Here is a 25,603-nt window from a genome sequence, read left to right as displayed (position 1 = left end):
TACGATCTACTTACGATCGACACAACGAGCCAAAATACATTTCGATGGATCTTCAAAATCCGACTCAACGTAACTGAGCGAACCGTCCTTCAGAGAAATCACCGCAAACGAATTCGGGCGCTCCTCGTGCGGCGTGGAGGTCCAATAGTACAATTCTTTAGACTCGAACGAAGGCTGAACTGTCTCATGGAGCCTAAACTTACCGGATTTATAATCTACCAGTGTGACTACTTCTTTGATGCTTGGAAGACGCCACGATCTAGGGCCAACCTTTTCCGCCCTTTCTACGAGCTCTTTCGGCGAAGAATCTTCTAAGAAATGTGTTCTATGGGCACATAAGATTGTCGCTTCTGAGTGATTTAAATGCGAAAATGATTTCGAAGCCCAACACAAGCCGGTAATACCATCGTAAAAGCGAACTGTACCTTCAACAATTTGTCCGTAAGGTTTGATGCTCGCGGAAGCAATCCCTGGCTCAATATTACCAGGATTATTATTCGTGTATTCGAGAGACATGGCGTTCCGGAATCCACTCACGCAACGAACACGTTGTTTCGAATCAGCAGAAAGACTTTCCAGAACCCCATCACCCATTCGTAAACCAAGTACTTCCGAAGAACCCTTGAGCCTTGCCGAAGTCCAGTAAACTTGCTTTTCTGGATCTGAAGAAAAGATTGGATCAATACGGTTACCTCTTTTCGAGTAATCGATTAAAGACTGCAATTCCATCACATTCGGAACACGCCAGTCGAGACCTTTTTCATTCAAAGTTGCGCAATAAGCTTGAGCAGATCCTAATTTCCCGCCTTCGTTCCAGGTGAACTTCCCTTCAGAGGGGGTTTGTTCCCAAATCAATCGAGTCAGCAAATCAAAGACTGTACCTACCCAATAGTCAGATGCTTTATATCGATCTGTCTGATTCGTTTCATCTCGATAGGCCTCTCGGTCCCAAAGGTCTTTAATAGGCCGAGAGTAATCTGCTGAAGCGTTTTGTATATTCAGAAAAACAAAGCTCAAGTAAGCAACGATCACAAAGCAACATTTCATTTTTTTCATAAAAAACCTCATCAATTCCCAGAATAGATTCCATAAACAACATCGGCACCTGCCACGTAAACAGTTGCATCATCCGCAACTGGCGATGATGCTCCTGTCCCGGCCAAAGTACAATTCCATACCAACTCCCCTGTTGCGAGCTCAAGCGCTGATAAACCCGCATCTGTAAGCGCATAGACAGTGCCATTCTGTACAGCAGGTGGCCAAAAAGAGTACGGATTCGCAGCAAAATCCCACACCTGCATACCACTCGTTCCGTTCACGGCATAAACTTTCCCATCGTACGATGCGACCACCACGATACCATTCATCAGCTGCGGAGTTGATACGAACCCGTTTGTCTTGAATTTCCAAAGAACTTGGCCACTCGAAGCACTCAGCGCAACGAGATCATCTGAATAGGTACCCACATAAACACGACCACTGCTGACGGCAGCTGAAGTCCCCAAAGAACCCAAACCAGAACTCCAAACCTTTTGATGCGTGGCAACATCGACTGCATAAGCATGCGTGTCATCCGCCGTAAAATACACAACTCCGTTTTCGACAACCGGTGAAGAGCGAATACCAGCACCAGCCATAAAATCCCAGTTAACAGCACCGGATGACGCGTTGATGGCATACAGGGTTCCATTATCCGACCCAACGTACACAACACCCTCGAACGCTAGAGGAGAAGAGTAATTAGAGCCCGTAGGACAACTCCAGATCTTCTCACCGGTTTCCATGTCTAAAGCATACAAATTCCCATCACTGGAGGCCAAGTAGACCGCCTCTTGCCCAACACCAACAGATGAATAGATACAATTGCCTGTCGAAAAACTCCATTTTTGACGTCCGGTATTCGCATTCAAAGCATACAGGCTGCCATCGCAAGACCCTAGAAAAACCGTATCTTGCGTCAACATGGGGCTGGAAAAATCAAAAGAACCAGGAATAACCCCTTCCCATTTAAGCGTCCCTGGAACTGGAGCCAAACCCCAGGAAGAAGATCCCCAAAACACCAAAGCACTCAAATTTAAGATAACGACAAAAATTCTATTAATCATTGCACTCTTCCTCACCAAGGAATGCTCCCCAGCACTTTCCGCTTTTACATTGACTGTCAGCCAAATAGACTTCCCCGCAATCTTTGTCTGCTTCACAACTCGCTGTACAAGCAGACGAAGCACTGTTGCAAAATGGTCTACTGTTTCTCTTACAATCCGTCGTACTTCGACACTCTACACAGCGGCGTTCTTTCACCGATGGGGACGAACAGAAAGTATTGACTGGGCAACAACCAACATGTCCGGACATGTTCCAACATTGACGTCCAGGAATGCCCTCCCAACATTCTACACAAGCCGAATTCACACAATAAGGCGTTGACATCCCACATTCAGAATTGCTAACGCATTCAACACAAATACCTCTTGAACAATAAGGCGTCATGCCCATACAATCCGAATCTTGTTCGCACTGTACACAGGCACCATTCATGCAAATCGATGCGTTTCCTGAGCAATCCAAATCCTCAGAGCACTCTTTTTGATAGCGCACACATCGCACCAGTAAGCTTGAGTTTTTCAAGACCGCACTTGTGTTCCCATCATGGAAATCGACTCCTAACCTAGTCTTTGATCCGATAGTCCCCCGTGTGCTAGACCAATACTCTTCCGATAGAGTACCCGGAAAAATAGTCGCATCCACGCTGGCATTGGCTGCCTGAAAATCAACAATCGTCACCAATTCTTTAATTGTCGGCATACGCCATACCTGTCCACCAAGATTGAGACCGGAGCAATACTCTAGAGAATCCGCCCAAATCATCTTGTTTGGAGCAGTGAAGCGTTGCCACACAAATGCTGTTTTCCGATCAAATACCTGCGAACTGGCAGCCGTGAGAACTTGTCCACGTTCATCGGTATACCGATTGGCAATAGGATATTGAGCTCCTCTCACACAACGAACATAAGGTGCAGAGGTTGCCAAAGGATTCAGGCCAAGGTTTGCCGTTTTAAAAGAAAACTCCCAAGCATCTCTCTGGTGAGAAAACTCAATCTCCGATGTCCAATACATCGCACTCAGCGCCTGTGAAAAAGCCGCCTTATTTAACATGGGCGGCCAGAGAACTGTATAATCCACTAAGGATTGAAGCTCCTTAACACTCGGGATCCTCCAGTCTGAATGACCTCCGATTGACAGGCTATCACAGTACCCTTGAGCAGAGCCTGATCCAGCGGACACGTTCCAAGTCACGGGAGCCTGAGACTGAGCACGTTGCCAGATCAAGCCTGTTAAAGAATCGAACACCATGTTTGGATTTGGACCACTCGGAAGGTAGTAACGGCCGGGCTGACTGGTCGAGTCACCGTAAGCTTGCGGAGACCATTGATCCCCTAGCTCCGTTTGACGCTTTTTTGCCAAATGAACGATATCGTGATGTCCTTGTGCCAAGTCCCCCGTTTCAAAGCCATAAGAGAGAGTCGAGAATAGGGCTATTAGGACCAAATTTCTCATTTTGAATCCCATCTTCTTCGAACTGCATTCTATAAATTGAAAAACCTTGTCCACGAGAACACCTCACTTGCTTCGATTAACGCACCGACTAAATACAAAACACTTTGGCTTCTCACAGGCATCTGAATCCGATTCAAAAATCGGCTCAATCATTCCATCTTGAAATGAGACTGCTAGAAATCCTTGCTGATTCGCTTGCTTGGCTGGAGTAGCCGTCCAAAAGTAAACATGATATGGGCTCGTGAAAGGAAACACAGTCCCATTGGAAGCAGGGCTTGCTCGTTTATAATCAATCAAAGTGATCATTTCTTTCACTGTTGGCAGATGCCAGGATTCTCCGAGCATCTGACAAGCCTTTTCGGCATTCGCTTGACTCATGCCGGGATTGCTGCCCCGAGTCCATGCAAGACCTGTCCAACGATCTCGAGCGTAAACGCTCTCTTGTTCCAATCCATTGCGCTCAGCAAGGTCACTGATCATCACCAAGGAAGCACCTTTGTCATTGACAAAACGATCGCCATCAGGTGCTGATAAAAAATCTCCTCTGACACAACGAACAGGCATGCTTGAACCAGCTGCATAGGATTTTAAAAAGCCATTCTTCAGATCTAAAGCCAATCCGGATTTTCTTTTCCAGAAATGACTTTCAGAAGTCCACAATCTAGGGTGGTCAAACTTTAGAGGGTCTGTTCCAAGATAATCAACCAGAGATTGAAGCTCTACAACAGTTGGGACACGCCAATCCAAGTAACCACCTTTGCTCAAACCTACACAATAAGCCTGTGCTGAACCCATCTCAGCATCGCGGCTCCAAACTAACTCATCGGATGAGATGGTTTTTTCCCAGATGAGACCCGTGAACAAATCTCGAACCGCATCGTCCTTGTCAGCCAGATATCGTTGAGGCTGATTTGTTGAGTCATCGAAAGCATAGCCCGACAAGAAAAAAGATGTCTGAAAGATAAAAATAAAAAAAGATATTTTCATAGTTAAAGTGCTCATAAACTATCCGATTTAATTGCGTACAATGTAAAGTCGTAAACCACATAGATTAGACCGTCTCTAATGACTGGTGCAGTGGAAACCGTGCCTTGAAGCCGACAAGTCCAAAGCTCTTCTTTTGTTTCTAGATCGAAGGCAACCAACGCACTTGGAACAGGCAAATACAGAGTCGAATTAAACACGCTTGGAGCTAGCAAAAAATAACTACTGGTATTCAATTGCCACTTCTCCTCTCCTGACAGATCATCAAGAGCAAACAATGTGTCATTGCTGCCAAAAACCAACACACGGTCCTTTTCCAAGACCGGTATCTGAAACGAAACATCCGCGCTAAATTCCCAGAGTAATTTCCCATTTGTTGCATTAAATGCGAACACCTCACCCTCTTGTAAACCAACATAAACACTATCTCGAGCAACGACTGGAGAAGATCCAAATCCTTCTAAATTTACAGACCATAAGCTTTCATGCGATCCGGCATCAATCGCGTATAATGTTTGATCCATCGAAGTTATATAAACAATATTTTTATAAATGGCAGGAGAAGAAAACAATGCTCTTTGAGTTGGAAATGACCATAATTTCAGACCTGTACTCGCATTGACAGCGTATAAAGAAAAATCGAGAGAACCCACATAAACCACGCTTCCATTAACAACCGGACTTGACGCCCAAGCCTCAACCTCAAAAGACCATAATTTATTCCCTGTCGAACTATCTAAGGCATACAAATGACCATCTCTCGAAGTAAAATAAATACTTCCCTCGCTAATAGTGGCTGGGAATATCAATGAATCAGTTGCATTAAATCCCCAAGCCGGTAATCCGCTCTGCGCTTGAATCGCATACAAAGCACCCGAAAGCGAACCCACATACACTTGGTCGCTCACGGCAACGGCCCATCCCAACTCTGCAGGATCAGAAAACGTATGTTGCCACTGTACAGTCCCTGAACGAGCGATAGCAAGCAGAGGGCTCAAAAAAGACAATAAAAAAACAAAAAAGCCATATTTTCTCATAAATCTCCTTAAAGTGGTGTTCCTGCAAGGCAAGAAGAATAAGCGCACAGAGGAGCATTGACACCACAAACATCGTAACACTGTGAGGAATGTTCGCAAGTTGCAGCACATTGATAGTTATTACAATAGGCCAAAGACTTTCCACAAAATCCTCGACAATCCGCATCACTTAAACATTCAGCACATGGACGGGTACCTCTCGGGCCGCAAATCTGACCTGTCACACAAGGAACAGTCACTGGACACTGCTGACATTCTCCAAGCCGATTACAATGCGGTTTATCATCTGGGCACTGTGAACTGAGATGACATATTTTACACATTCCTTCTGAACAAAACCCGCTCTCACAGTCCGCATCTACCAGACACTCTAAACAATTTCTTTGATAGCAATACGGGGTAATCTCGTCGCAGGTACCACAACATTGGTTATTATCACGGCATTCGAGACCATCATCGCAATCTCCATTGGTTCTACAGCCAGAACATAATCCTTCAACACAGTAGTGATTAGTAGTATTTTGACAGTCGAGATCTTGAGTACATTCTGTCTCAAAACGCACACAGGTCCTGACTCCTGGAACGGGAGATTGCGCAGAAACGATCTTGATTTCTCCTCCACCTCCTTGAGAACCAAAGGCTACAACCAGAGAATTCCCAGCAGAATCGATACTTGAAGAGCACCAGTTCGAAAAATAGTCTGCTCCAGGAAACAATGTCTCATTGATTCCTATTTCGCTGGTGTAATCGATTAAAGTAGCGAGTTCCTTAATCGTTGGAGATCTCCAACCCTGGCCATATGTCTGCCGACAAGCCAGGGAAGCTGTTGTATCCGCAGAACATGGCTCATTCAACAACACCCCTCGAGCCCAAATAAATCCTGTCTTAGAATCTCGAACTCGCGTTGTATTGGAAAGTATCGGACCTCCATAGACGTTCGTATATTTATTTTCGCCAACGGTTCGATTCTCTCCTCTTACGCACAGCAACCCTGCGGAAGATGTATTGAGAATGGAACCAGTTGTGCCATCTGAAGTATCCATTGTCCAATACCCAATCGGAGATGACAAATGGCTTTCAGAGGCCAACAAGCTATTTGAAAGAAAAGGAAAGGGAAATGCCAACTTTCCCAAGGTATAGTCGAAGGTCGAAAGTAGTTCCGATACCGTAGGCAAGCGCCAGTCCACATGAGCTCCCCAGGTAGCATTCCTACAAGCAGACTCAGCATCCTGATGTGACAATGCTGAGTGAGCAAGACCCCGCCAGAAAAGCCAATTAGAAGTATCCACAATAAGAGAAGGAAGAACAGGATTAGGAGCAGCAGAACCAAAACTATTGAACACATTAAAGCGCATCGTTTGATTGGTAGCATCCTCGTAAGACGCGTTCTCCCAACGATTAACTCTCTTCACACAACGTGCAAAAATACAACAATCTGGCCCGACACAACTGCTGTAATTGCTTGAAACGTCATTAATTGAGCCATCCGTAAAGGAGACAACAGCATAGTTATCCCCATCTTTACTAAGGCCTGTCGATGTCCAGTAATGAGTATAATAAGCACTTGGAGTCGAAAAAACAGCAGTATTCAAACTAGGATTCGAACGATCATAATCAACCAGCGTCATCAACTCCTTAACCGTTGGCAAATGCCATGAATCCCCGAGAGAGCGGCAGGCGGTATCTGCATAAGATTGCTCTAAACAAGGATTAACCTCTCGACTCCAAAGCAGCGAAGTTTTTCGATCTAAAACATACAGAGACTCGTTAGAAATTGGATTTTCAAACTCATCTGTATAACGAAGTTTGCTTATCTTCAGGTTTGCTGCCGCGGTTCTACAAATCCCATAATAGCTACCTTGCCCGATTGCTTGCGTTTTCCTCAAAGAACGGTTCGCAAAGAAACCAACAGTCCATTCCGTGCTATCCGAGGTCCAATAATCCCCCAATAAATTCGAAGAAACGGACCAAGAAGCCGGCCAAGGAGATTCCGCAACGTAGTCCAGGATCGACTGAAGCTCTGACATACTTGTCAAATTTCCAAAAGAATTCTCGCAAAATCCCACTTGCTGGGACCAAGAAGCCGGCCTTTCAGTATTCAACAACATCGAACCAGTAAAAAGATCAAAAAAAACACTCGCTGAATTTATAAGACTGTAACGATAAGATTGGTTGGCCTGATCATCATACGCCGCGAAATTCCAACGCGCATCCACAGGCAAGGCACAAACAAGCAAGAAAAATACGATTAATTTAGAAAGTTTCATGACTACAAATCCCTGATGCAACGCAACATAAATTTCTGAGCGGAACCCAGAATACTCGTTCTGCCATGAGCAAAATTCAAGCCCCACATGGTACCAGATTGACCAACAAAGGGAGTGGACGACCAAAACTTGCTGGAGAGAGTCTCTGGAAAAACAATCCTATGAATACTCGGCTTATAACTCGAATAATCAACTATGGTTAAAAGCTCTTTGATGCTTGGTAAGCGCCAACTGGCTCCTTCTAAGCCAAATTGCCGACAATATGAAATTGCACCTTCCAGATCAAAACTTTCCTGAGAAATGATGCGCTGCCAAACAAATCCGGTAGCCCTATCCAAGACCCGTGTGCTCGTAGGTTGGATAGGTTTTCCATCTTGATCAGTAAAGCGATTTTTTAAAGGTATTTTAGAACCCCGAACACAACGGACACTGGACGTAGATGCAGCGCCCGATTCTGATAAATCCATCCCCAGATCTGCATTCTGAAAAAAGAAACCCCAAGCGTACTGAGGCGAAGCCATGTAGCTCATCGAAGTCCAGAAAAAATCAGGCAAAGCCTCGGGAAAAGCCTGCTGGTTAATGCTCGGGGCGGAATCAAGCGTGTAATCAACCAAAGACTGGAGCTCCATAGGGCTTGGAACTCGCCAATCCAGAAAACCTCCTTTTTTGAGTGATGCACAATAGCTTTGAGCGGATCCAGATGCCTTAGACTTGTCCCAACTCATTCCGCTTGTCGATGCCTGCCTTTCCCAATACAAGCCCGTAAAAGAATCCAGTATAATCTCAGATTTGAAAGCTTGAAGAATCTTGTATCGACGACGTTGATGCGTACCATCTTGATAGGCTTTAGAGGACCAAGGTCGATAAAAATCATATTGATCTTCTATTGTATCTGAATCGAGAAGAGATTCCTGCTCAGCATGAAGAGAATGAATAAACAACACCAAAAATGCAGCAAAAAAAGCTGGTTTAAGAGAAATCATGAGCACCATCTCCATTGCGAAAATTTAAAACGACTTCACCATCTCTACTCCTACTTTTGCATTGTGACAACAATTTTTTCTCGACGTTAATATGATTTTTTATGACTTCGACCTCTGATTCGATGGCATTCCAACGAAGATTTAAAATGACTCGGCGCACTGCATCACGTAAGAAAATGAGCATAAGGTCTCATCCATGCGCCGGAGATATTTCATGCGGATCAAAACCAACGATCAAACTATCAAAAATTATATCCAGAAATATTGTTCTCTCATCCAAGACGAGTCAGCAGCACCATCCTTCTGAAAGATTGTTGATGGAATTAGGCATCCGACATCGTTATATAAGACATTACTGTCCACGACAACAATAGATGAAGCTGCTTAACCGATTCAAGTAGTATTGGGGCTTAGCAACTCGATACAAGACGACACTATTTGCTCGCTGGCGATGCCACAAAGTGGCTACTCGAATTGAGTGACTTTGAAGACACGCTCTTGTTTATTCATCTCGAATTCTTACACACCGGCGTTCAGAATTTCCAAACTTGATTTCTTATCCCCGTTTCGTCCATCTCATGCCAAGGCTTTGCTCGTATTAACTCTTTTGGGGATAACCCTCTGTGGTATAACATCATGCTTCGAAAACGATTTCTGATCGAAGCGGTCAATGATCAACTCAAAAACGAGCTTGAACCTTGAATCAGGCCAGCTACGGAAGACAGTAAAAAGCATGAAACCGTGCCGAAAAATAATACAAAATAAAATATCAACAGATTTCTCATGAGTTAATCATCAATTCTCCTCACCTTAAGGCCTGTCGAATAAAATATTGGACCTTGAAACTCAATTCCAATCACATATTTTATACACTCTAGTGTCTTTGGTTCATCTTCAGTCATCAATTCTTGCTTCTGACCTGAGTCGTAATCATAAACTCCAATTCGGACTTGCAACAAATGCTCTGCATCTTTCACAGGAACCCTCCTACAATCGTAGTGATCCCACTCTTTGTTGCACATTGAACTCGGCAATCCTTTTGAATTAAACCAAGCATCTAGCTCAGCATAAGTTGATTCCGGCACTTTCAAAAACTCATGAATCTCCTCTAGCGACATATGTCGACCATATTGCTCTGATCTGGGATTACTGATTTTTTCAGCGAGTCTGTTAAACTCTTTTCGTCTCGGTTGGTGCAAGTAAATAATAAACCTCACAAGCTCATCGGGCTTTGCACGTCCCAGGTAAACCCAGCCAAACGGACGCAGCTGACCAGGCAATAACTCATTTGCTAACAGATTGGAGACAAATAAAAACGTACAGCTAAATAAAACTGTTACTTTAAACTTGAAGCCACTCATAAAAATACTCCTAATTACGAACACAACGAACTCGGTGGTTTGAAGATCCACGTCCAAAATATCCTTCATTGAACCAGATATCCCACGAACCAGTCGATGACCAAAAAGTGTCAGCAGGTTCTCCGGGAAAAGCAGTAGGTTCAATTCTTGCAGCACTTCCTATTTGACTATAATCTACTAAACTCAATAGTTCTCGAACAGTAGGCAGCCGCCATCCAGAGCTAAATCCTCCTAAATCCAAGGCAGCACAGTAGACCGCTCCGCCGGACTGACTATAACTAGTCAGAGGGGTGACTCTTTGCCAAGTCAATCCAGTAACAATATCCATCACAGTTCCATTTAAATTTCCAGTTCCTATTGAATATCTAAAGCCATGAAAAATACTATAATTTGTACGAATACACCGAACGGGTAAGCTCATCGAGTTAGCTTGATACTCTACAGCCCCATCTGTACTAGATCGAAGGTACCAAGAGTTCCCCGGATTTCCAAAGTAGTCTGTAGAAGACCAAAAATTAGAAGCCGGCGCACCAGGAAAAGAACTTAGATCCAAAAATGGTGGGGTCGATCGGGTATAATCAACTAAAGTCGCTAATTCGATAATATTGGGAGATCGCCAGTCTTTGAAGCCAGCAGTACTGCGAGCCGAACAATAGCTTGTAGCAAAAGAAAACAGCATTGTATCTGTTCCAGCCGTCTGCTCCCATTGAATTTGGGTTAAAGTGTCCGTCACAACCCCATTCGATATTGCATAACGACCTGGTTGAGCTATCGCGTTGGCATAGATCCCAGCACTAGCGTTCCACATGGCAAAGAGGCCATTCATCCGGAGAGTTGGAGTATCTGTTGCAGAACACGATTCCTGCTCAGTAACACCCCACGATTGGGAACCTGTGTCCGTGAGCATCGGAGTACGTGTCACAGCGTATGACTCGGTTCGAGCAATACTCTCCGATTGAAAATCTGTCTTTGTAACCGTCTGTTTTCGTCGGATCCAATAATTCGATTGAAGCATTTGCTCTTTTGAAGCCCCAACCACTATGCGAGCTTGAAGCAGATTGTACTCAGCCGCTTGTTCTCGTTCACCTTCAGTCAGGACTGGACGCTCTTCGCAACCCATCTTAAGCCATGGTACATTCTTAAAACTTGGGAAGCAGTCTACGCGCTTGACTTGGTGATCGTAAATAACGGTGCAATTTAGTTCAAAAGGCATTTGATAGCTAGGGGATTGCTTAATCCGGCCAGCGGTTAAGCTTAAGAGAGCACGAATCGCGTTGCGTCCTTCAGTGTCATTCGAAAGATTTTTAAAGGCATGATGAAACGAGTCCGAAAACCCACTCGTGATAGAAAACTGAGCGAGTGCACCTGATAATATTGCTAAGAATGTGTAGACTGGCGCCATCCTCTTTTCTCCATGAGGTTTGCAGCCCCTCCTGCAGGTTCCCAGCCCAAGTCCAATGGCTAGGCACGGTTTTGTGTTAGTCAAAATACTCAAAACCAACCTAGATCTCACCTTTAACAAATGCAATGGAGCGTTACACGTCACTCACTAGGCAACCCGACACACACGTCGCAGGGAACAGGTATCGCAATGCAGACCCAGATCCTGAGCAATAAAGCCTTTCAGCACAGGCTCCACCAATTCACGAATTGCTTGATCAATTTCTTCTAAGCGCTCCGTCATCTCTACAATAGGACCAGGAGCCCCATCTCGGATCGAAAGCGGGTACCCCACATAGCGCTCATTCGATCCTGATTTCGATAGCAATCGCAAGTAGATGGGGATTTGAAAATGCGTTTTCAAGACTTCCTTAGCTGCCATTTTTTGACGAAGCGTCGCAAGATTGGAGAGCTTATAATCAATGACAGCCTGGACACCAGGGGCAGCGTCCACGCGATCGGCAACTCCACCAATGTAGATTTGCTCGTCTCCCATCGACAAGTTCATGGGGCCAAGCTTTTGCTCGAAAGCAACGGGTTTAGCTCCTTCCAGCGGTGGATCCTGGCGAGCCTGGTTAATGAGCCGATTGAGAGCGTTCTCAAGCCATAGAATCGTTGCTTCCCAGATACCAGCATGCACTCCTTCCGGGTTGAGCTCACGCAAAGTCTCCCCCATATTTCGCCCATCTCGATAATAACGTTCCAGGGCAAGGTGTGCCGCTCTCCCAATAAGACGCGCATCCAAATCCTGCCCTTGATCGGGTTTGAAATCGATCTGCAGCATACGCTCCGTAAAAGCCTGAAAATGACATCGAGCCATGGCTTCGATGAGCGTGGCACTCATGGGCCGAGCCGGGTTCTGCCCCAACGCATCCGGCAGATGCTGACGAAGCAGATTCGGGTCAATCTGCAGACCGAGTGGTCGAGATGGAAGCTTGGGTAGATTCTTTGATTTAGACTGCTCAAAGCGTCGTTCTTGTGCGCTTTTTCTCAAAACAAGTGCGGAACGCTCCATGGGTTTGCCCAAATCCACCAAACGAATCAATTCACTACTCATCTGAGCTTGACTGTTCTGGTCTTGTTTGGAGCTCGTGATGATCACGGAATCGCAAGCGGCCGCAATGGAGCCTAAAAACCACAACGGTTCGAGAGCTTGCCGCGGAGCAAACAAGCTTGGCTCGAGCGGATCTGCTTCAAAACGCCGCAATACCGTGCGCTTCATCAAACAGTTGATTTCAAAGCATTCTGAATCGGTTAACGGCCAATCCGGCTCTCGAGAAAGCGTTAAACGCCCGTGAGCCGCATCGACGATCACCACGTGGTCAAATTTTTTCCCCAATAGCTTTGGAAACTCCCAAATGGTTTGAGAAACTCCGTGCGCTTTCAAGGCGTCTTGGAAAACCAAAGCCCTGCTGTCTACGACTCGCATCGCTACCGCTACTCGTTTCTCCGGCCCAAACCCCGCAACGACTTGAGCAGCCCATCTGGCTTCTTGAACCAAGTCTGCTGCTTCGTAGAAATAGTGTCGATTGGGTTTTTCAAATGGCTTAAAGGAGACACGGATATTCTTCAAATCATGACGCCGCTCTATTTGAGTCGCCAAGCTATTAACGGCCAAATTGAAGCCTTGATTGGATGCATCTACTGGAAGCTCTACATGAACAGGAACCCCAAACTCTGCCATCCGAAACAGATAGCTAAGCTCGAGTTCACTCAAGTCCACTCGATTCTGGATTAAAATCTGATGCTCAGAAATCGTTTGCTCGGACAGAGAACGGTAAGCCTTTAAAAAATCCATGGCAGGAGAAGGCACAGACTCCCAATCAACCAAGGAGCCCAGCAAGGCGCGAAGCCGTGGAGAGAGTTCGCCAGCTCGCAAGATTTCGCTGGGCAAGGCAAGGCCATGCACCAACGCATCAAAGAACGAACTCACTTCTTCTTTAAACGCTGAGAAGCTTTGGCTGCAAACGAACTCTTGGGGTGTTTCGAAAGAATCTCTTCAAAGAATACCTTGGCATCTTTGGGATACTTCAAGGCCTCTAGAGAAAGACCGACTTTGTAAAGAACCTCTGAAGCCTTGTTGAAGCTCGGATACTTTGTCAAAAATTCTTGGAAAGAAAGAATTGCTTTTTTATATTCACCCAGCTCGAAGTAGGCATCGCCACGCCAAAAAAGAACTTGCGCAGCCAAGGGCTTATCTCCGGAAAACCGACTCAAAAAGACATCGCTCTCCAAGATGGCTTTTTCGTACCGTTTGTCTAAGTAGGCTTGTTGAATCAGGGCCAGTTGATCGGATTTGCTCAGATGCTTGGAAGCATCCGTGTTCAACTCAGGTGCTTTCTCAACCAAAGGCTTCGACTGAATTTCCTCCAACTGTGTTTTTAGTTGCTCGACTTCAGACACAAGCTTCTCTCGCTCGAGGCTTTGGTCTGCCGAGCTTTTGAACACACCGGATTCCAATTTTTTAACGCGATTCTCCAGCAGCAGAATCCGATCGCCATCTTCGCGTTGAGTATTGACCAGCTCACGCCGCAATCGGTCAATATCCAACCGCATTTGATCGCCTTCTGCTCGAGGGACAAAACAACCCGTCTCGCTAATCGCGAGTATCGAGAGTAATGTCAGCCCGACGATTTCGCGCCCAAGCTTCTTCGTTGTTTGCCGGATCAACCGGTTTCTCTTTTCCATAAGACACCACATGTATTCTAGAATCACTAATTCCAGAGTTTTGCAAGTATTGAGACACCGATTTGGCACGCTTCTCCCCCAAAGCGAGGTTGTATTCCACGGTACCTCGATCGTCTGTATTGCCTGCAATCGTAATTCGGCTATCCAAATCTGCTCGCAGGCAAGCGGCCATATCGGTTAACCGATCGCTATCTTCAAGCTTGACATCGTATTGATCAAAACCAAAATAAATCGTTCCGCTTTGAAAGCACTGCGAAAGTTCGTCAGGAGTCTGTATTAGGCTCTGCGATTTGTTTGCAGCATCCCCTAAACTGGAATCCACACAGCGATTCTCCGAACACGACTTCCCAGCCAAGCAATCCGCGTTAACAGCGCATTCTTGGCATTTTCCAAAGACACAAACAGCGTCTTTACAGTCCGAATCTATCTTGCAAGAACCGTTCTTGGGGGTGGACGAACAGGCTGAAAGAACGCAAATAGCCAATAAACCTAATAATTTCATCGTTATCTCCTCCAGGTCATGACGCACAAAAACGGCAAGCCCACCTTACGATATCCCAATTTCATCGAATTGACCATCGTCCCCGGCGAACAATGTACCGGGATTGACAATTGGGCAGGGGTTCTCAAAAATGGAGTTTCTTCACAACCCTATGAGCTTTAGCGCAATTTCAATTTTGGACCAAGGAAAACATCACTGGGTCGTTTATAAGTCGAGCAATCAAGTCGTTGTCACAGGCCGCGGTGCTCCAAAGCCTACCTTGCTGGATCTCATGCAAGAACGGTTTGGCAAAGGCGTTAAGCCAGTCCATCGCCTGGACCGGGTCACCACCGGTTGTTGCATCTTGGCAAAAGATACTTATGGGCAACAAGCACTCTCCAATGCTTTTCGAAAGCATTTGGTTGATAAACGGTATCTCGCCATCATTGAAGGCACTCCTCCTTGGAAGCAGCTGAATATCGACGCTCGCCTCAAGCGAATCGACACTCCCAAAAGCCGAAAAAGCCTTGCTCACCAAATTGTCTCGGAAGATGGTGAGCGCGCTCTCACTCGAATCAAAGTCTTGGAGAAACACGAAGGGCTGACGCTGGTGGAAGCAAACCCTGAAACCGGACGCATGCATCAGATTCGAGTGCACCTCAGTCATTTGGGATTTCCCATCTTAGGCGATCAACTTTATGGCTCCAAACGTTTATACCACCCGAACGCAATCGCTCTTCACGCCCATCAAATCGCTTTTCCCCTTCCAGAAGGAGGGAGCCGTCGTGTTGTAACAGCCGAACCGGAAGAACGTTTCCTGGCTGCGTTCAAAGTTTAAGGGCCCGGTAAGCATCTGGATAAGCAATCGCAAAGACGCACTCACCGTTGTTGCAACACAACCATCTGCTTGCCCAACATTCCTGTTACCAGGCTTCGCCTGGTGCGCGGACCTTCGGTCGCGCAAGAAAAAAGTCTAAAAGACCAAAAGTCAAAGCGTCAACATCCTGTCCTCAGCGCACGCAACGGATATAGTAAGGAGAGCTCATACCGCCGATGACGACGACGCCATCACCGAAACCGACCACCCAAACGCAACCAGGCTTACCGTCGATGGGAGTGCCGGACCAATACCAACGGTCATCTTTTTCTCCCAACACAGAACGTTGCTGATACAGCGTCTCTAATTCCCAAATCGTTGGCAATCTCCATCCCCCTGATGAACGACTCGCTACATAAGCTTTAGCCTCTTCAAAAGTCATTGGCCTAGGACTCCTACCGTCCCATTCCAAAGCAGGGACATCCTGAGCATCCCGTTGGCCTTTATACCAATCATCAACTCGTTTGAACGGATCCGATCGCATCGCCTGCGTGAAAACCAATCCTGTCAATGCTCGGTACACAGACAAATCCATCTCCCCTCGTCCATTGAATAGCTGAGCAAATTGCTGGCGCATTTCCTCATTATCGCGCGCTTGCTGTAAAAACCGCTCAAGATGTTGGTTTAACACACGACGAAGTCTCTGATGCGCATCCGCGTGCTCCAAGGCACGCATCAGAACCGGAATCAGATCCCCTGCAAACGCTGGCATTTGGCTTGGACCTATCGTCAGAGGATTTTCCCATCGCAATTCCACCCAAAAACGAGGCAAGGCTTGAGAGCGTTGGAAAATCACCAACTCATCGCAAACAGGCGCTTGACCTACTAGACAAGGGTAATACACAGAACAATCAAAACTATCATCTGTCGGAACTACCGGAATGTAATGCGCATTGTAATGCTTATAGGCTGTTTCACCCCTCAAAAGTGCCATGTCTGATTGAGAAGAATCTCCCACGACCGGAAAGGGTTCCGTCATAGACACCCAAGCCATCATCAGATGACCCCCGCTATAACTATCTCCGGCATAACGAGCGCTGTTCGTAAAATAGATTCCGCTACCAAAGTACCCATCATCCGTACTGCCAGATGCTGGGCTCTGGAGAGCGGACTTTCCAAAAAACGCAAATCCATTATTCGCGATCCCATGACACTTCCCCTGGCTGCTACCATGCCAAAGAGGCAAAATTTTGGTGTTCTGAAAGGTTCTACGCCGTCCATCGTTTTCTTTGATCTGGAAAGGCGAAAAAGCTGCAACGGCTTGCCTCCAGCGTTCAATCGCAATCGCGCGCTGATCTGCCCGAGGCTCCGTATCCCAAGTTGGTTTAAAAGCGATGGCGTCTTTCTCAAGCCGAGCGATATTCGACTCAAAAGCGTTTGTCTGGTCTCGATCGTGAACACAATACACCCGCGAAAGGCCCCATTTGGTCGGCTTATCGTGGTAAAAATAGCGCCAAACGAAATCCCATTCCGGGTCGCTTGGCAGGACTTCCGCCTTGGTGTAGGTGGCGTTTGGAACCAGCGTCTTGTTCTTGAAAACGCGTTCACTCATCTCCCAAGGAATCCCCGGATCGGGTAGGTGATGACGCACGTTGATCGGCAAAGGGTTGGGTTGAGGCGGTGGGCCACCGGCGGGAACCAAGCGTAGCCCCGGTACCGAATCCTTGGCTTTAGAGGCAGGCAGAGATAACTCGCCGGGTACTGCATCCAGAAGCTCCAGCCCAATCTTCAGAGCTCCTGCCTTCGAATGCCTCTCGGGTAAATCCCCCAGTTCGATCAACCGCAAGAGCTCTTCTTCCGCGGCCGAAGCTTCCGAAGCCTTGTCTATTTGGCGCAGTCTGTGCATTTTTTGTCGAAGTTCTTTCATGCGCTGATCCCGCTGGATCATTTGCGCGATGTAGTCGTCACCGATACGCGTGAGCGGCACCCAAGCCGAACCGAGTGAAAGGGGCTTCACCTCTCGAACGCTGTCTCGAATTTGCCGGCCCATGCGAGCCACTTCCGAATAGGCATCTTGCAACCAAGCAGGACGATGCCCCAGCAAATTCCAGGCGAACAAATTGGGGGATAGGGCAAAAACAAAGAAAATAGAAACGAAGATTTGATTCATATAAATAAACACTCTCCTCTCATTGACGAGGCTATTCAAAAACCTACTTTCCTTAATTCTTAGACTTTCCCTGTAGAGCCGTCAATACAACGTGATCTCGATGTTGTGATCCGATGCAACCTGTATCGACAAAAATATGTTGCAGCAATCTTTAGAACCAAATCGCATTCGATGCGATTCGACTAAAGAAAGATCAAAGGTCTCTTCCTATGTCAGTGGGTCCAATCATTAAACACTTCAATGCGGTTTGTACCGTACATTTTCTAGAGGGTTTAGGCATCCAAGTGAGCCCTGTCCAGTCTCAAATGTCTTGAACCCGGACACATTTCTGCTACCAGTCTTCGCCTACTGATTTTGACGATTTTATCTACACACTCGTTTAACTTTGGCAAGCCTTTTCCCTCTCTTGGGCTGAACCGCGCACGATCTCGGCGGCTAACGCAAAGCTCTAAACGCATTAGGGGATCATTCGGCCTTAATACACAACATACAAAGTGCCAGAAGAGGTCTATTGAGACAGGGATGGCTGGCCTGAGCGCCCCGTCCCTTGTCAAATCAGATTCTTTCAGGCAATTTGGCGCGCATGAATCCCGATTCACCTGATCTAAAACGCCTCTTTTTGGCGGTGTTTTTAATGACTGCCCTGCTGATGGGCTACAACGCCTTCTTCGGACCGCGCTCCAAACCGGTATCTTTAGCCGAATCGGAGACTTCGACTCCAATGGCTCCTCTGGTTCCGGTCAAACCCAAAGCTATTTTGCCTCTTGAAACTTTGAACATACCTATCACTGAAACGGTTCTCACGAAGAGGTTGGAACCCGAGGCTTCCATTCGGGGAGGCTATACAGCAAGGCTGAGCAGCGAAGGGGCCAAACTCGAACAGTTGAATCTGCTAGGCTATGAGAAACCCATTGCCTTTAGTCCCAATTTCTCTGTGGTTTCACGCGACTCAGAGCTCGCTCTCTCCCCCAAGAGCCGCTTTCAAACCGTTGCTGCAACAAGCGATAGCGTCACATTCGTCCAACAAACCCAAGATCGGATTCAGGTGGAGCACCGCTACCAGCTCACAGAACGACCTTTTGTTGTGGCTCACGAAGTGTCTTTTAAAAATCTTGGCTTGGCAACGCGACACCTATCCATCGATTTGGAGATGAATACTTCCGAATTAGCCGGCCATGAGTCGGATCAGTTGGCGGTCACTTGGAATGTCAACAACAAGCATCATCGATTCGGGCAAAAAGACTTGCAAGAAAAACCAGAACACGCCCAAGCAAGCCCCAGATACGTTGGATTCGATCGACGTTACTTTCTGATGTCTCTGGCTCCAGAAACACCCAGCCTATTTCAAGGGGCCAAGACAGCGTTTCAACACGTGGACGGAAGCGATCAATTCGGCATTCGACTCGAAGCCAAATCTTTTAGCCTGTCTGCAGGAGCCACCCAAACTTTTGCTTTCTCTTCTTACCTAGGCCCCAAGCAAATAGGCTTGCTGCAAAACACAGGGTATGGCCTGGAAGAGAACATCGACTATGGTTGGTTTGGAGTGCTGAGCCGCCCTCTTTTGTGGTTGCTCATCTGGATCGATCAATGGGTTAAAAACTTCGGCATTGCCATTATTCTTCTCACGATTTTTATTAAGCTGCTCACGTTTCCGTTGACTCAAAAATCTTTCGCGTCTCAGCAAGAAATGAAGAAGATCGCTCCACAACTTAAAGAGATTCAGAAAAAATACAGCCATGACAAAGCCATGCTAGGGCAAAAGCAGATGGAATTTTATCGGGAAAAAGGGATCAATCCGATGGCAGGTTGCCTGCCCATGCTCATTCAAATGCCCGTCTGGTTCGCCCTCTACCAAATGCTGGGAAACTCGGTCGAACTTTACGAGCAACCTTTCTATGGCTGGATTCTCGATCTCACGAAGCCGGATCCCTACTACGCCTTTCCCGTATTGATGGGTGTTTCCATGCTGATCAGCCAACTGGTTATTCCCCCGCAGATCGATGAATCTCAGCCTCAGATGAAATACGTGCTCTGGTTTATGCCCTTGTTTTTAACGTTTGTTATGTTAAATCTGCCGGCAGGTCTGTCTCTCTACATGCTGGTGAACAACCTGCTCACCATTGCTCAGCAGGTGTATGTCCGGAGGCGATCGGAGTCCCTGACATGAAACATTATTATGGTTTGAACCCAAGCGATTCGGTCGGAAATCGACGTCCTCAAAAGGAAATGACATTTCCCAATGAAGACATCGGAAATCAACGTGAGAATCCCAAAGATTTTGATGTTCTTCATGATCAGCTGGGAAACTCGGTTGATTTAGCTCCAACGCATCAATTGAGCGGTTTAACGTACCGCAAAAAGAGCGAGCAAGCCCCTTGGGTTCGCATGGGCCGTTATATTGTCGGCGGTGTGAATCCGGTTGTGGCAGGCCTAGCGCACCTCATACCGGATCCTCAAAAACCCGCTGAATCCAGCGAAGCCGCTCCAAACCCCAATGGTGACAAGAGGCTTCGACGGCTGTTTGAATTGGACGATGATGATCGCGTGGAATTCACGCTGACCAGCACTCCAGAAGATAAATGTGCGCAAGCAAAAGCCGTTGTTGAGTCCATCTTTCAAAACGCGAAAGCCGAAGCCTTCGTCGAAGCCAATCTTGAATTGTCGGATTCCAAACCTTCGGTGCAAGTATTCGTCCGGCATCCTGCTTTTAAAACAGGAGAGCTTCCACTCGCAACGCTTAATTTTTTAACCCATAAAATTGTCAATCGCTTACCGAGTGACCGGATTCGATTGACGGTTTTGGAGGCCCCATGAGTTACCCCATGACCCAGAGCGGTTTTGACTCTCTTACCGAAGAGCTTCGACGCTTAAAAATTGAAGTCCGCCCCAAAGTCATCCAAGACATTGCAGAAGCCAGAGCCCACGGAGATCTTTCTGAAAACGCGGAATACGACGCTGCTCGAGAGAAACAGTCCTTGGTAGAAGGTCGTATTCGTGAAATTGAGGCCAAACTGGCGGGTGCGCAGATTATTGATTTAAGTCGTCACGATGGCTCGAAGGTCCTCTTTGGGGTCACGGTTGTCATCTGCGATGCTGACTCGGGCGAACAACAGCGTTGGACACTGGTTGGCGAGGACGAAGCCGACTTAAAACAAGGAAAGATCAACATTACCTCTCCCATCGCAAGAGCCTTGGTCGGACGATCCGTTGGAGATCAAATTGAAATCCAAACCCCCAAGGGTATCAAAGAGTGTGAAATTGTCGAAATTTTGATATAATATCTTGATGGATCCAACCGAAGAAATTACCGCCGAATTTATCGTCGAAGAGGTCAAGCAAGAAGCCGAGAAACAAGGTCTTCTTTCTCAAGATCGAAGCCAAGAGGCTTCAAACTCGAAAAGGCAGGGCTGGGTTTTGCTGCTCGCTGGCCTTGTCACTTTGGCGATGGTGGTTTGGGTCCTCTTTCACCATTGGCTTCCATGAGCGCCTCTCCTTATGACGAACCCATCCAGACCTTGCCCGGTGTAGGTCCTGCGAAACAACGCGCATTGGAGGCCCTTGGCATTTCAAAGATCAAGGACCTTTTGAGCATCCTTCCCAAAGGCTACCAAAATCGTGTGCAACTTCCGATTCGAGACTTAAAGTCCGGTATGCAAGCTAGGGTCGTTGGAACGATTCTGCGCTTGCAGACACTTGGTTCTTTCAAGCACCAACGATTGGAAATGATCTTAAAAGATGGAACCGGTTTTTTAAAGCTCGTATTTTTCCAGCTAAAACCCGTCGCTTATCTCCTCAAAGCGAAGCCTGGAACTCAGCTGACTGTCACCGGAGAAGTCACGGCGTTTAACGCGATGATGCAAATGGTCCACCCCAAAGTCGCCTTGGGCAACAAGCCCGAACCCTTTCACGGAGTTTGCGCGATCTACCCGGAACTCAAGGGGCTCAGTTCCCATGATTTGACCAAATTTATCGAAGCTGCGCTGGAGCAAGTCCAAAAAGCTTCTGCACCGGATTGGCCGATCGAAAAGCTTCAAGAGCTCAAACTTTTGCCCTTGCTGGAAAGCTATCAAACCATTCACCAACCCGTCGAGGCAATCGCAGACCCAGGCCAGCATCCTGCTTTTCGCCGCATGGCTTTTGAAGAATTGTACCACTTCCAATGCCGTTTGTTGAAACACCGACAAATACAGCTGAAGCTGCAATCTCCGATTTTGCCACGCGAATCGGCTCGGGAGCTATTTCAGGGCCTCTTGCCCTTTGCTCCTACTCACGCCCAGATTCGCGTCATTCAAGAAATCAGCGACGATACAAGCCAGTCTTACCCCATGCTTCGCTTGCTCCAAGGAGATGTAGGATCCGGCAAAACAGCCGTCGCAGCCTGTGCCGCCAAACTGTTTCAAAAAAATGGCTACCAGACCGCCATGATGGCTCCTACCGAGATTTTGGCCGAACAACATTTTCACGTATTCTCTCAACTATTTGGCAGCGAACGAGTGGGTAAGCTTATGGGCAGCTTGAGCGTGCCGGCTCGCCGAGAAATGCTCAAATCGCTTCAATCAGGAAACATCGATATTCTCATCGGAACCCACGCTCTGATTTCAGAAGACGTTGTGTTTAAAAATCTAGGACTCTGCATCGTTGACGAGCAGCACCGCTTTGGGGTCCACCAACGAAGCGAGTTACGCAACAAAGGTCGAAAAGGCTCCTTTGTCCCGCACGTGCTCGCCATGACCGCAACCCCAATCCCTCGAAGCCTCGCTCTAACGGCCTACGGAGATTTTGCGCTGTCGGTATTGGATGAACTTCCGCCGGGAAGAACCCCGGTTTCAACGCATTTACTGCAAGGCGATCCGCAAAAAAATGTTCTGATGTTGGCAGACAAATGCCTTCGAAACCAAGAGCAGGCCTACATCATTTATCCGCTCGTTGAAGAATCCGAAAAAATGGATCTTCTAAACGCAGAGCAGGCTTTCGCTGAACTGGCAGGGCGCTTTGGAAGTGATCGAGTCGCTTTGATTCATGGCCGTATGACGGGCGCGGAGAAGGAATCCGCCATGCATCGATTCGCGAGTGCTCAAGCGGATTTACTGGTTTCCACCACCGTCATTGAAGTCGGGGTGAATGTCCCCAATGCCACCTGCATGATGATCGTTCACCCGGAACGATTTGGCCTTTCTCAGCTGCACCAATTACGGGGCAGAGTAGGGCGCGGAGAGCGCAAAAGCACTTGCTTCTTGCTAACCCCTCAACTCTTTCCCAGCGAAGAGACTTATCGAAGGCTGGCCATCCTGGAAAAAAGCCAAGATGGCTTCGAAATCGCAGCCGAAGACTTGAAGATTCGGGGTCCCGGTGACTTTTTGGGTACACGGCAATCCGGTCTTCCTATTTTCCATCACTGCGACTTGGTCCAGCACGCAGACTTAATCGAGCCTGCTCGACAACTGGCTCAATCAATCATCAGTTTCCATCCTTAAACGCACGCAACGAAGAGAGTTAGCAGCGCTGACAGTACCGTAAGCGACCCGCCCACTATCCAAATTGATAACCCACGAGCGCTCTGGATAGCCAGAGATTTCTGTGCTGGACCAATACCACTCTTGTTCGTGATCCACTCCTTGCTGATAAAGCACTCCTAAGACATCACGTTGCTGATACAACGCTTCTAATTCCCAAACCGTGGGTAATCGCCACTCTGCCGACGAAGAGCGCGTTGCGTAAACCTGGGCCTCTCTAAGAGTTATCTCACGGCAAGGTGTGCGTTCCCATTCCAGAACAGGCACCTCTTGGGCATCGCGCGGGCCTTGATACCAATCAGAAACTTTCTTAAACGGATCCGATCGCATCGCTTGGGTGCGGATTAGAGAATTCTGGACAGAAATGAAGCTAACAGCTCCCTTTAGAAGCTGGGAGAAGAAGCCCACTGACGCATGGGCACGGGTTACACTAGCGGCCACCTGTGAAGCCTGCACAGGAACGCCTGCCAGCGAACTCGAAGCTCCTATCAAGGCCTGACGCACAGACTTATCCATCTTATCTTGTGCATTAAACAGCTGAGCGAGCTGCCCGTGCATCTCCAACTGATCCTCTTCCAAGTCATCATCGCGCGCTTGCTTCAAGAGCCGCTCAAGGTGCCTATTTAGCACATTGCGAAGCCTCTTATCTGCATCCACTTCTTGCTGCTGCAAGACTTGCATCAAGACCGGGATCAAATCTTCCACAAAGGCTGGCGCTTGGCTCGGGCGCGCCATCGCAGGATGCTCTACCTGAAGCTCTATCCAATAACGCGGCAAAGCTTGAGATCGTTGAAAAATCACCAGCTCATCGCAAACAGGCATTTGACCCGCCAGACAAGGATAATATTCGGCACAATCAAAATTATCCTCCATTGGGAACACCGGAATGTAATGCGCATTGTAATGCTTATAGGCTCCTTCACACGACAAAAGTGCCATGTCTAACTGGGAGGGATCTCCGACGATGGGAAAGGGTTCCGTCATAGACACCCAAGCCATCATCAAATCGCCTCTACTATAAATATCTCCGGCATAACGAGCGCTATTCGTAAAATAGATCCCACTACCAAAGTATCCATCATCCGTGTCGAATGACGCTTGACCCTCGAGAGCAAGCTTTCCAGAAAACTTAAACCCACTATTCGCGATTCCATGACACTTCTGTGAGTCACTGCCATGCCAAAGGGGTAAAACTTTGGTATTTTTAAAGGTTCTAGGTCGCCCATCACTTTCCACTGTGTGAAAAGGCGAAAAGGGTGCTACAGCTTGTTTCCAACGCTCGATCGCAACCGCGCGCTGATCTGCCCGAGGCTCCACATCCCAAGTTGGCTTAAAAGCGGTGGCGTCTTTCTCCAGCAGAGCGATATTTGCTTCAAAAACGTTTGTTTGGTCTCGGTCATGAACACAATAGACCCGCGAAAGGCCCCATTTGGTCGGCTTGTCGTGGTAAAAGCAACGCCAAATAAAACGCCATTCTGGATCGGTTGGGAGTATTTCCGCTTTGAAATAGGTACCGTTTGGAACCAGCGTCTTGTTTCTGAAAACGCGTCCACTGATCCCCCAAGGGATCCCAGGATCGGGTAAGTCGTTACGCACGTCTGCCGGTAAAGGGTTCGGTTGAGGCGGCGGGCCGCCAGTACCGGGAACCAAGCGTAGCCCCGGCACCGAATCCTTGGCTTTAGAGGCAGGCAGAGATAACTCGCCCGGTGTTGTATCTTTAAGTTCCAACCCAATCTTCAGAGCTCCTGCTTTCGAACGCTTCTCAGGCAAAGCCCCCAGCTCGATCAATCGTAAGAGCTCTTCTTCCGCAGCCGAAGCTTCCGAAGCCTTGTCTATTTGACGCAGTCTGTGGATCTTTTGCCGGAGTTCTTGGATGCGCTGATCTCGTTGGATCATTTGCGCGATGTAGTCGTCGCCGATGCGAGTCAGTGGCACCCAAGCCGAGCCGAGTGAAAGAGGTTTCACCTCTCGAACACTGTCTCGGATCTGTTGGCCCATTCGAGCCACCTCAGACCAAGCATCTTGCAACCAAGCGGGGCGATACCCAAGCAAGTTCCAAGCCAATATAGTTGGAGACCAAGCAAAAATAAGAAAAATAAAAGCGAAAACGAAATTCATAAAACGAGTACTCTCTTCAGCATGGATAAGCTAGGCAAAAACCTACTTTCTGGATTCCTACGCTCTCTTTTTAGCACTGTAAATGCTTTGTTCTGGTTCAACAACAATCCTCGTGAATATAAAATGGCTTTTAGACAAGCTGTTAAAGATGGAATTTCAAATTACTTTAATAAACTTTACTCCCTC

At 47.3% G+C, this 25,603-nt stretch carries 20 protein-coding genes; 6 read left to right on the top strand and 14 right to left on the bottom strand.

The window, feature by feature from the left end; all coding sequences use genetic code 11:
- Positions 1-6 precede the first annotated feature (6 nt).
- The 12 genes from I8H75_00735 to pal form a co-directional block, all read right to left on the bottom strand.
- A complete protein-coding gene (locus I8H75_00735) occupies positions 7-1,056 on the bottom strand; it encodes a DUF1566 domain-containing protein (protein MBH2005868.1) in 1,050 nt (349 codons plus the stop codon).
- 11 nt (positions 1,057-1,067) lie between these two features.
- Positions 1,068-2,105 (bottom strand): PQQ-binding-like beta-propeller repeat protein, encoded by a 1,038-nt coding sequence (locus I8H75_00730; GenBank protein MBH2005867.1) that lies wholly within the window; start codon positions 2,103-2,105, stop codon positions 1,068-1,070.
- Positions 2,098-3,558 carry a DUF1566 domain-containing protein gene (locus I8H75_00725; protein MBH2005866.1) on the bottom strand — a complete coding sequence of 487 codons (1,461 nt, stop codon included), beginning with the start codon at positions 3,556-3,558 and terminating at the stop codon, positions 2,098-2,100. Before I8H75_00725 ends, I8H75_00730 begins: the two co-directional genes overlap by 8 nt.
- A gap of 63 nt (positions 3,559-3,621) precedes the next feature.
- A complete protein-coding gene (locus I8H75_00720; GenBank protein MBH2005865.1) occupies positions 3,622-4,545 on the bottom strand; it encodes a DUF1566 domain-containing protein in 924 nt (307 codons plus the stop codon).
- 11 nt (positions 4,546-4,556) lie between these two features.
- Positions 4,557-5,579: a PQQ-like beta-propeller repeat protein gene (locus I8H75_00715; GenBank protein MBH2005864.1), complete on the bottom strand. Its 1,023-nt coding sequence runs from the start codon at positions 5,577-5,579 to the stop codon at positions 4,557-4,559.
- Positions 5,580-5,587: 8 nt separating this feature from the next.
- Entirely contained in the window at positions 5,588-7,846 is a 2,259-nt protein-coding gene (locus I8H75_00710; GenBank protein MBH2005863.1) for a DUF1566 domain-containing protein, read from the bottom strand.
- A gap of 2 nt (positions 7,847-7,848) precedes the next feature.
- Positions 7,849-8,829 carry a DUF1566 domain-containing protein gene (locus tag I8H75_00705; GenBank protein MBH2005862.1) on the bottom strand — a complete coding sequence of 327 codons (981 nt, stop codon included), beginning with the start codon at positions 8,827-8,829 and terminating at the stop codon, positions 7,849-7,851.
- A 788-nt stretch (positions 8,830-9,617) separates the two neighbouring features.
- Entirely contained in the window at positions 9,618-10,190 is a 573-nt protein-coding gene (locus tag I8H75_00700; GenBank protein MBH2005861.1) for a hypothetical protein, read from the bottom strand.
- 10 nt (positions 10,191-10,200) lie between these two features.
- Positions 10,201-11,592, bottom strand: coding sequence for a DUF1566 domain-containing protein (locus I8H75_00695; GenBank protein ID MBH2005860.1), 1,392 nt, complete (start codon positions 11,590-11,592; stop codon positions 10,201-10,203).
- A gap of 147 nt (positions 11,593-11,739) precedes the next feature.
- Positions 11,740-13,563 (bottom strand): PD-(D/E)XK nuclease family protein, encoded by a 1,824-nt coding sequence (locus tag I8H75_00690; protein ID MBH2005859.1) that lies wholly within the window; start codon positions 13,561-13,563, stop codon positions 11,740-11,742.
- Positions 13,560-14,186 carry a tetratricopeptide repeat protein gene (locus tag I8H75_00685; protein ID MBH2005858.1) on the bottom strand — a complete coding sequence of 209 codons (627 nt, stop codon included), beginning with the start codon at positions 14,184-14,186 and terminating at the stop codon, positions 13,560-13,562. The genes I8H75_00690 and I8H75_00685 overlap by 4 nt, the downstream gene beginning before the upstream one ends.
- A 40-nt stretch (positions 14,187-14,226) precedes the next feature.
- Entirely contained in the window at positions 14,227-14,820 is a 594-nt protein-coding gene (gene pal, locus I8H75_00680; GenBank protein ID MBH2005857.1) for a peptidoglycan-associated lipoprotein Pal, read from the bottom strand.
- 130 nt (positions 14,821-14,950) lie between these two features.
- Between pal and I8H75_00675 the strand changes: the two genes are divergently transcribed.
- Positions 14,951-15,637 (top strand): RNA pseudouridine synthase, encoded by a 687-nt coding sequence (locus I8H75_00675; protein ID MBH2005856.1) that lies wholly within the window; start codon positions 14,951-14,953, stop codon positions 15,635-15,637.
- 172 nt (positions 15,638-15,809) lie between these two features.
- Here the strand turns inward: I8H75_00675 and I8H75_00670 are convergent, their stop codons facing one another.
- Positions 15,810-17,786, bottom strand: coding sequence for a DUF1566 domain-containing protein (locus I8H75_00670; protein ID MBH2005855.1), 1,977 nt, complete (start codon positions 17,784-17,786; stop codon positions 15,810-15,812).
- 547 nt (positions 17,787-18,333) lie between these two features.
- On the opposite strand from I8H75_00670, the gene yidC reads away from it, so the two are divergent.
- Genes yidC through recG form a run of 5 tightly spaced genes read left to right on the top strand, consistent with a single transcriptional unit; the run spans position 18,334 to position 23,260 of the window.
- Positions 18,334-19,953 carry a membrane protein insertase YidC gene (gene yidC, locus I8H75_00665; protein MBH2005854.1) on the top strand — a complete coding sequence of 540 codons (1,620 nt, stop codon included), beginning with the start codon at positions 18,334-18,336 and terminating at the stop codon, positions 19,951-19,953.
- Positions 19,950-20,600 (top strand): hypothetical protein, encoded by a 651-nt coding sequence (locus tag I8H75_00660; protein MBH2005853.1) that lies wholly within the window; start codon positions 19,950-19,952, stop codon positions 20,598-20,600. Before yidC ends, I8H75_00660 begins: the two co-directional genes overlap by 4 nt.
- On the top strand, positions 20,597-21,064 hold the full coding sequence (gene greA, locus I8H75_00655) for a transcription elongation factor GreA (protein MBH2005852.1): 468 nt from the start codon (positions 20,597-20,599) through the stop codon (positions 21,062-21,064). The genes I8H75_00660 and greA overlap by 4 nt, the downstream gene beginning before the upstream one ends.
- A gap of 7 nt (positions 21,065-21,071) precedes the next feature.
- Positions 21,072-21,269, top strand: coding sequence for a hypothetical protein (locus I8H75_00650; GenBank protein ID MBH2005851.1), 198 nt, complete (start codon positions 21,072-21,074; stop codon positions 21,267-21,269).
- Positions 21,239-23,260: an ATP-dependent DNA helicase RecG gene (gene recG / locus I8H75_00645; protein MBH2005850.1), complete on the top strand. Its 2,022-nt coding sequence runs from the start codon at positions 21,239-21,241 to the stop codon at positions 23,258-23,260. Before I8H75_00650 ends, recG begins: the two co-directional genes overlap by 31 nt.
- Here the strand turns inward: recG and I8H75_00640 are convergent.
- Complete coding sequence (locus I8H75_00640; GenBank protein MBH2005849.1) at positions 23,237-25,417, bottom strand: DUF1566 domain-containing protein; 2,181 nt, start codon at positions 25,415-25,417, stop codon at positions 23,237-23,239. The genes recG and I8H75_00640 overlap by 24 nt on opposite strands.
- Between the last annotated feature and the right edge of the window lie 186 nt (positions 25,418-25,603).

This window comes from Myxococcaceae bacterium, from assembly GCA_016000045.1.
GTDB lineage: Bacteria > Myxococcota > UBA727 > UBA727 > JABDBI01 > AER2-1.
Note: the sequence above shows the minus strand (reverse complement) of the source record. Positions and strands in the feature narration are given on the sequence as shown.

Bases quoted from the DNA above. Each gene is read 5' to 3' on its own strand.
- I8H75_00720 (MBH2005865.1), bottom strand. From the start codon at position 4,545: ATGAAAATATCTTTTTTTATTTTTATCTTTCAGACATCTTTTTTCTTG.
- I8H75_00650 (MBH2005851.1), top strand. From the start codon at position 21,072: ATGGATCCAACCGAAGAAATTACCGCCGAATTTATCGTCGAAGAGGTC.
- I8H75_00640 (MBH2005849.1), bottom strand. From the start codon at position 25,417: ATGAATTTCGTTTTCGCTTTTATTTTTCTTATTTTTGCTTGGTCTCCA.
- I8H75_00735 (MBH2005868.1), bottom strand. From the start codon at position 1,056: ATGAAAAAAATGAAATGTTGCTTTGTGATCGTTGCTTACTTGAGCTTT.
- I8H75_00715 (MBH2005864.1), bottom strand. From the start codon at position 5,579: ATGAGAAAATATGGCTTTTTTGTTTTTTTATTGTCTTTTTTGAGCCCT.
- I8H75_00670 (MBH2005855.1), bottom strand. From the start codon at position 17,786: ATGAATCAAATCTTCGTTTCTATTTTCTTTGTTTTTGCCCTATCCCCC.
- I8H75_00725 (MBH2005866.1), bottom strand. From the start codon at position 3,558: ATGAGAAATTTGGTCCTAATAGCCCTATTCTCGACTCTCTCTTATGGC.
- I8H75_00730 (MBH2005867.1), bottom strand. From the start codon at position 2,105: ATGATTAATAGAATTTTTGTCGTTATCTTAAATTTGAGTGCTTTGGTG.
- I8H75_00660 (MBH2005853.1), top strand. From the start codon at position 19,950: ATGAAACATTATTATGGTTTGAACCCAAGCGATTCGGTCGGAAATCGA.
- I8H75_00695 (MBH2005860.1), bottom strand. From the start codon at position 11,592: ATGGCGCCAGTCTACACATTCTTAGCAATATTATCAGGTGCACTCGCT.
- greA (MBH2005852.1), top strand. From the start codon at position 20,597: ATGAGTTACCCCATGACCCAGAGCGGTTTTGACTCTCTTACCGAAGAG.
- I8H75_00685 (MBH2005858.1), bottom strand. From the start codon at position 14,186: ATGCGGTTGGATATTGACCGATTGCGGCGTGAGCTGGTCAATACTCAA.
- I8H75_00675 (MBH2005856.1), top strand. From the start codon at position 14,951: ATGGAGTTTCTTCACAACCCTATGAGCTTTAGCGCAATTTCAATTTTG.
- I8H75_00705 (MBH2005862.1), bottom strand. From the start codon at position 8,829: ATGATTTCTCTTAAACCAGCTTTTTTTGCTGCATTTTTGGTGTTGTTT.
- pal (MBH2005857.1), bottom strand. From the start codon at position 14,820: ATGAAATTATTAGGTTTATTGGCTATTTGCGTTCTTTCAGCCTGTTCG.
- I8H75_00710 (MBH2005863.1), bottom strand. From the start codon at position 7,846: ATGAAACTTTCTAAATTAATCGTATTTTTCTTGCTTGTTTGTGCCTTG.
- I8H75_00700 (MBH2005861.1), bottom strand. From the start codon at position 10,190: ATGAGTGGCTTCAAGTTTAAAGTAACAGTTTTATTTAGCTGTACGTTT.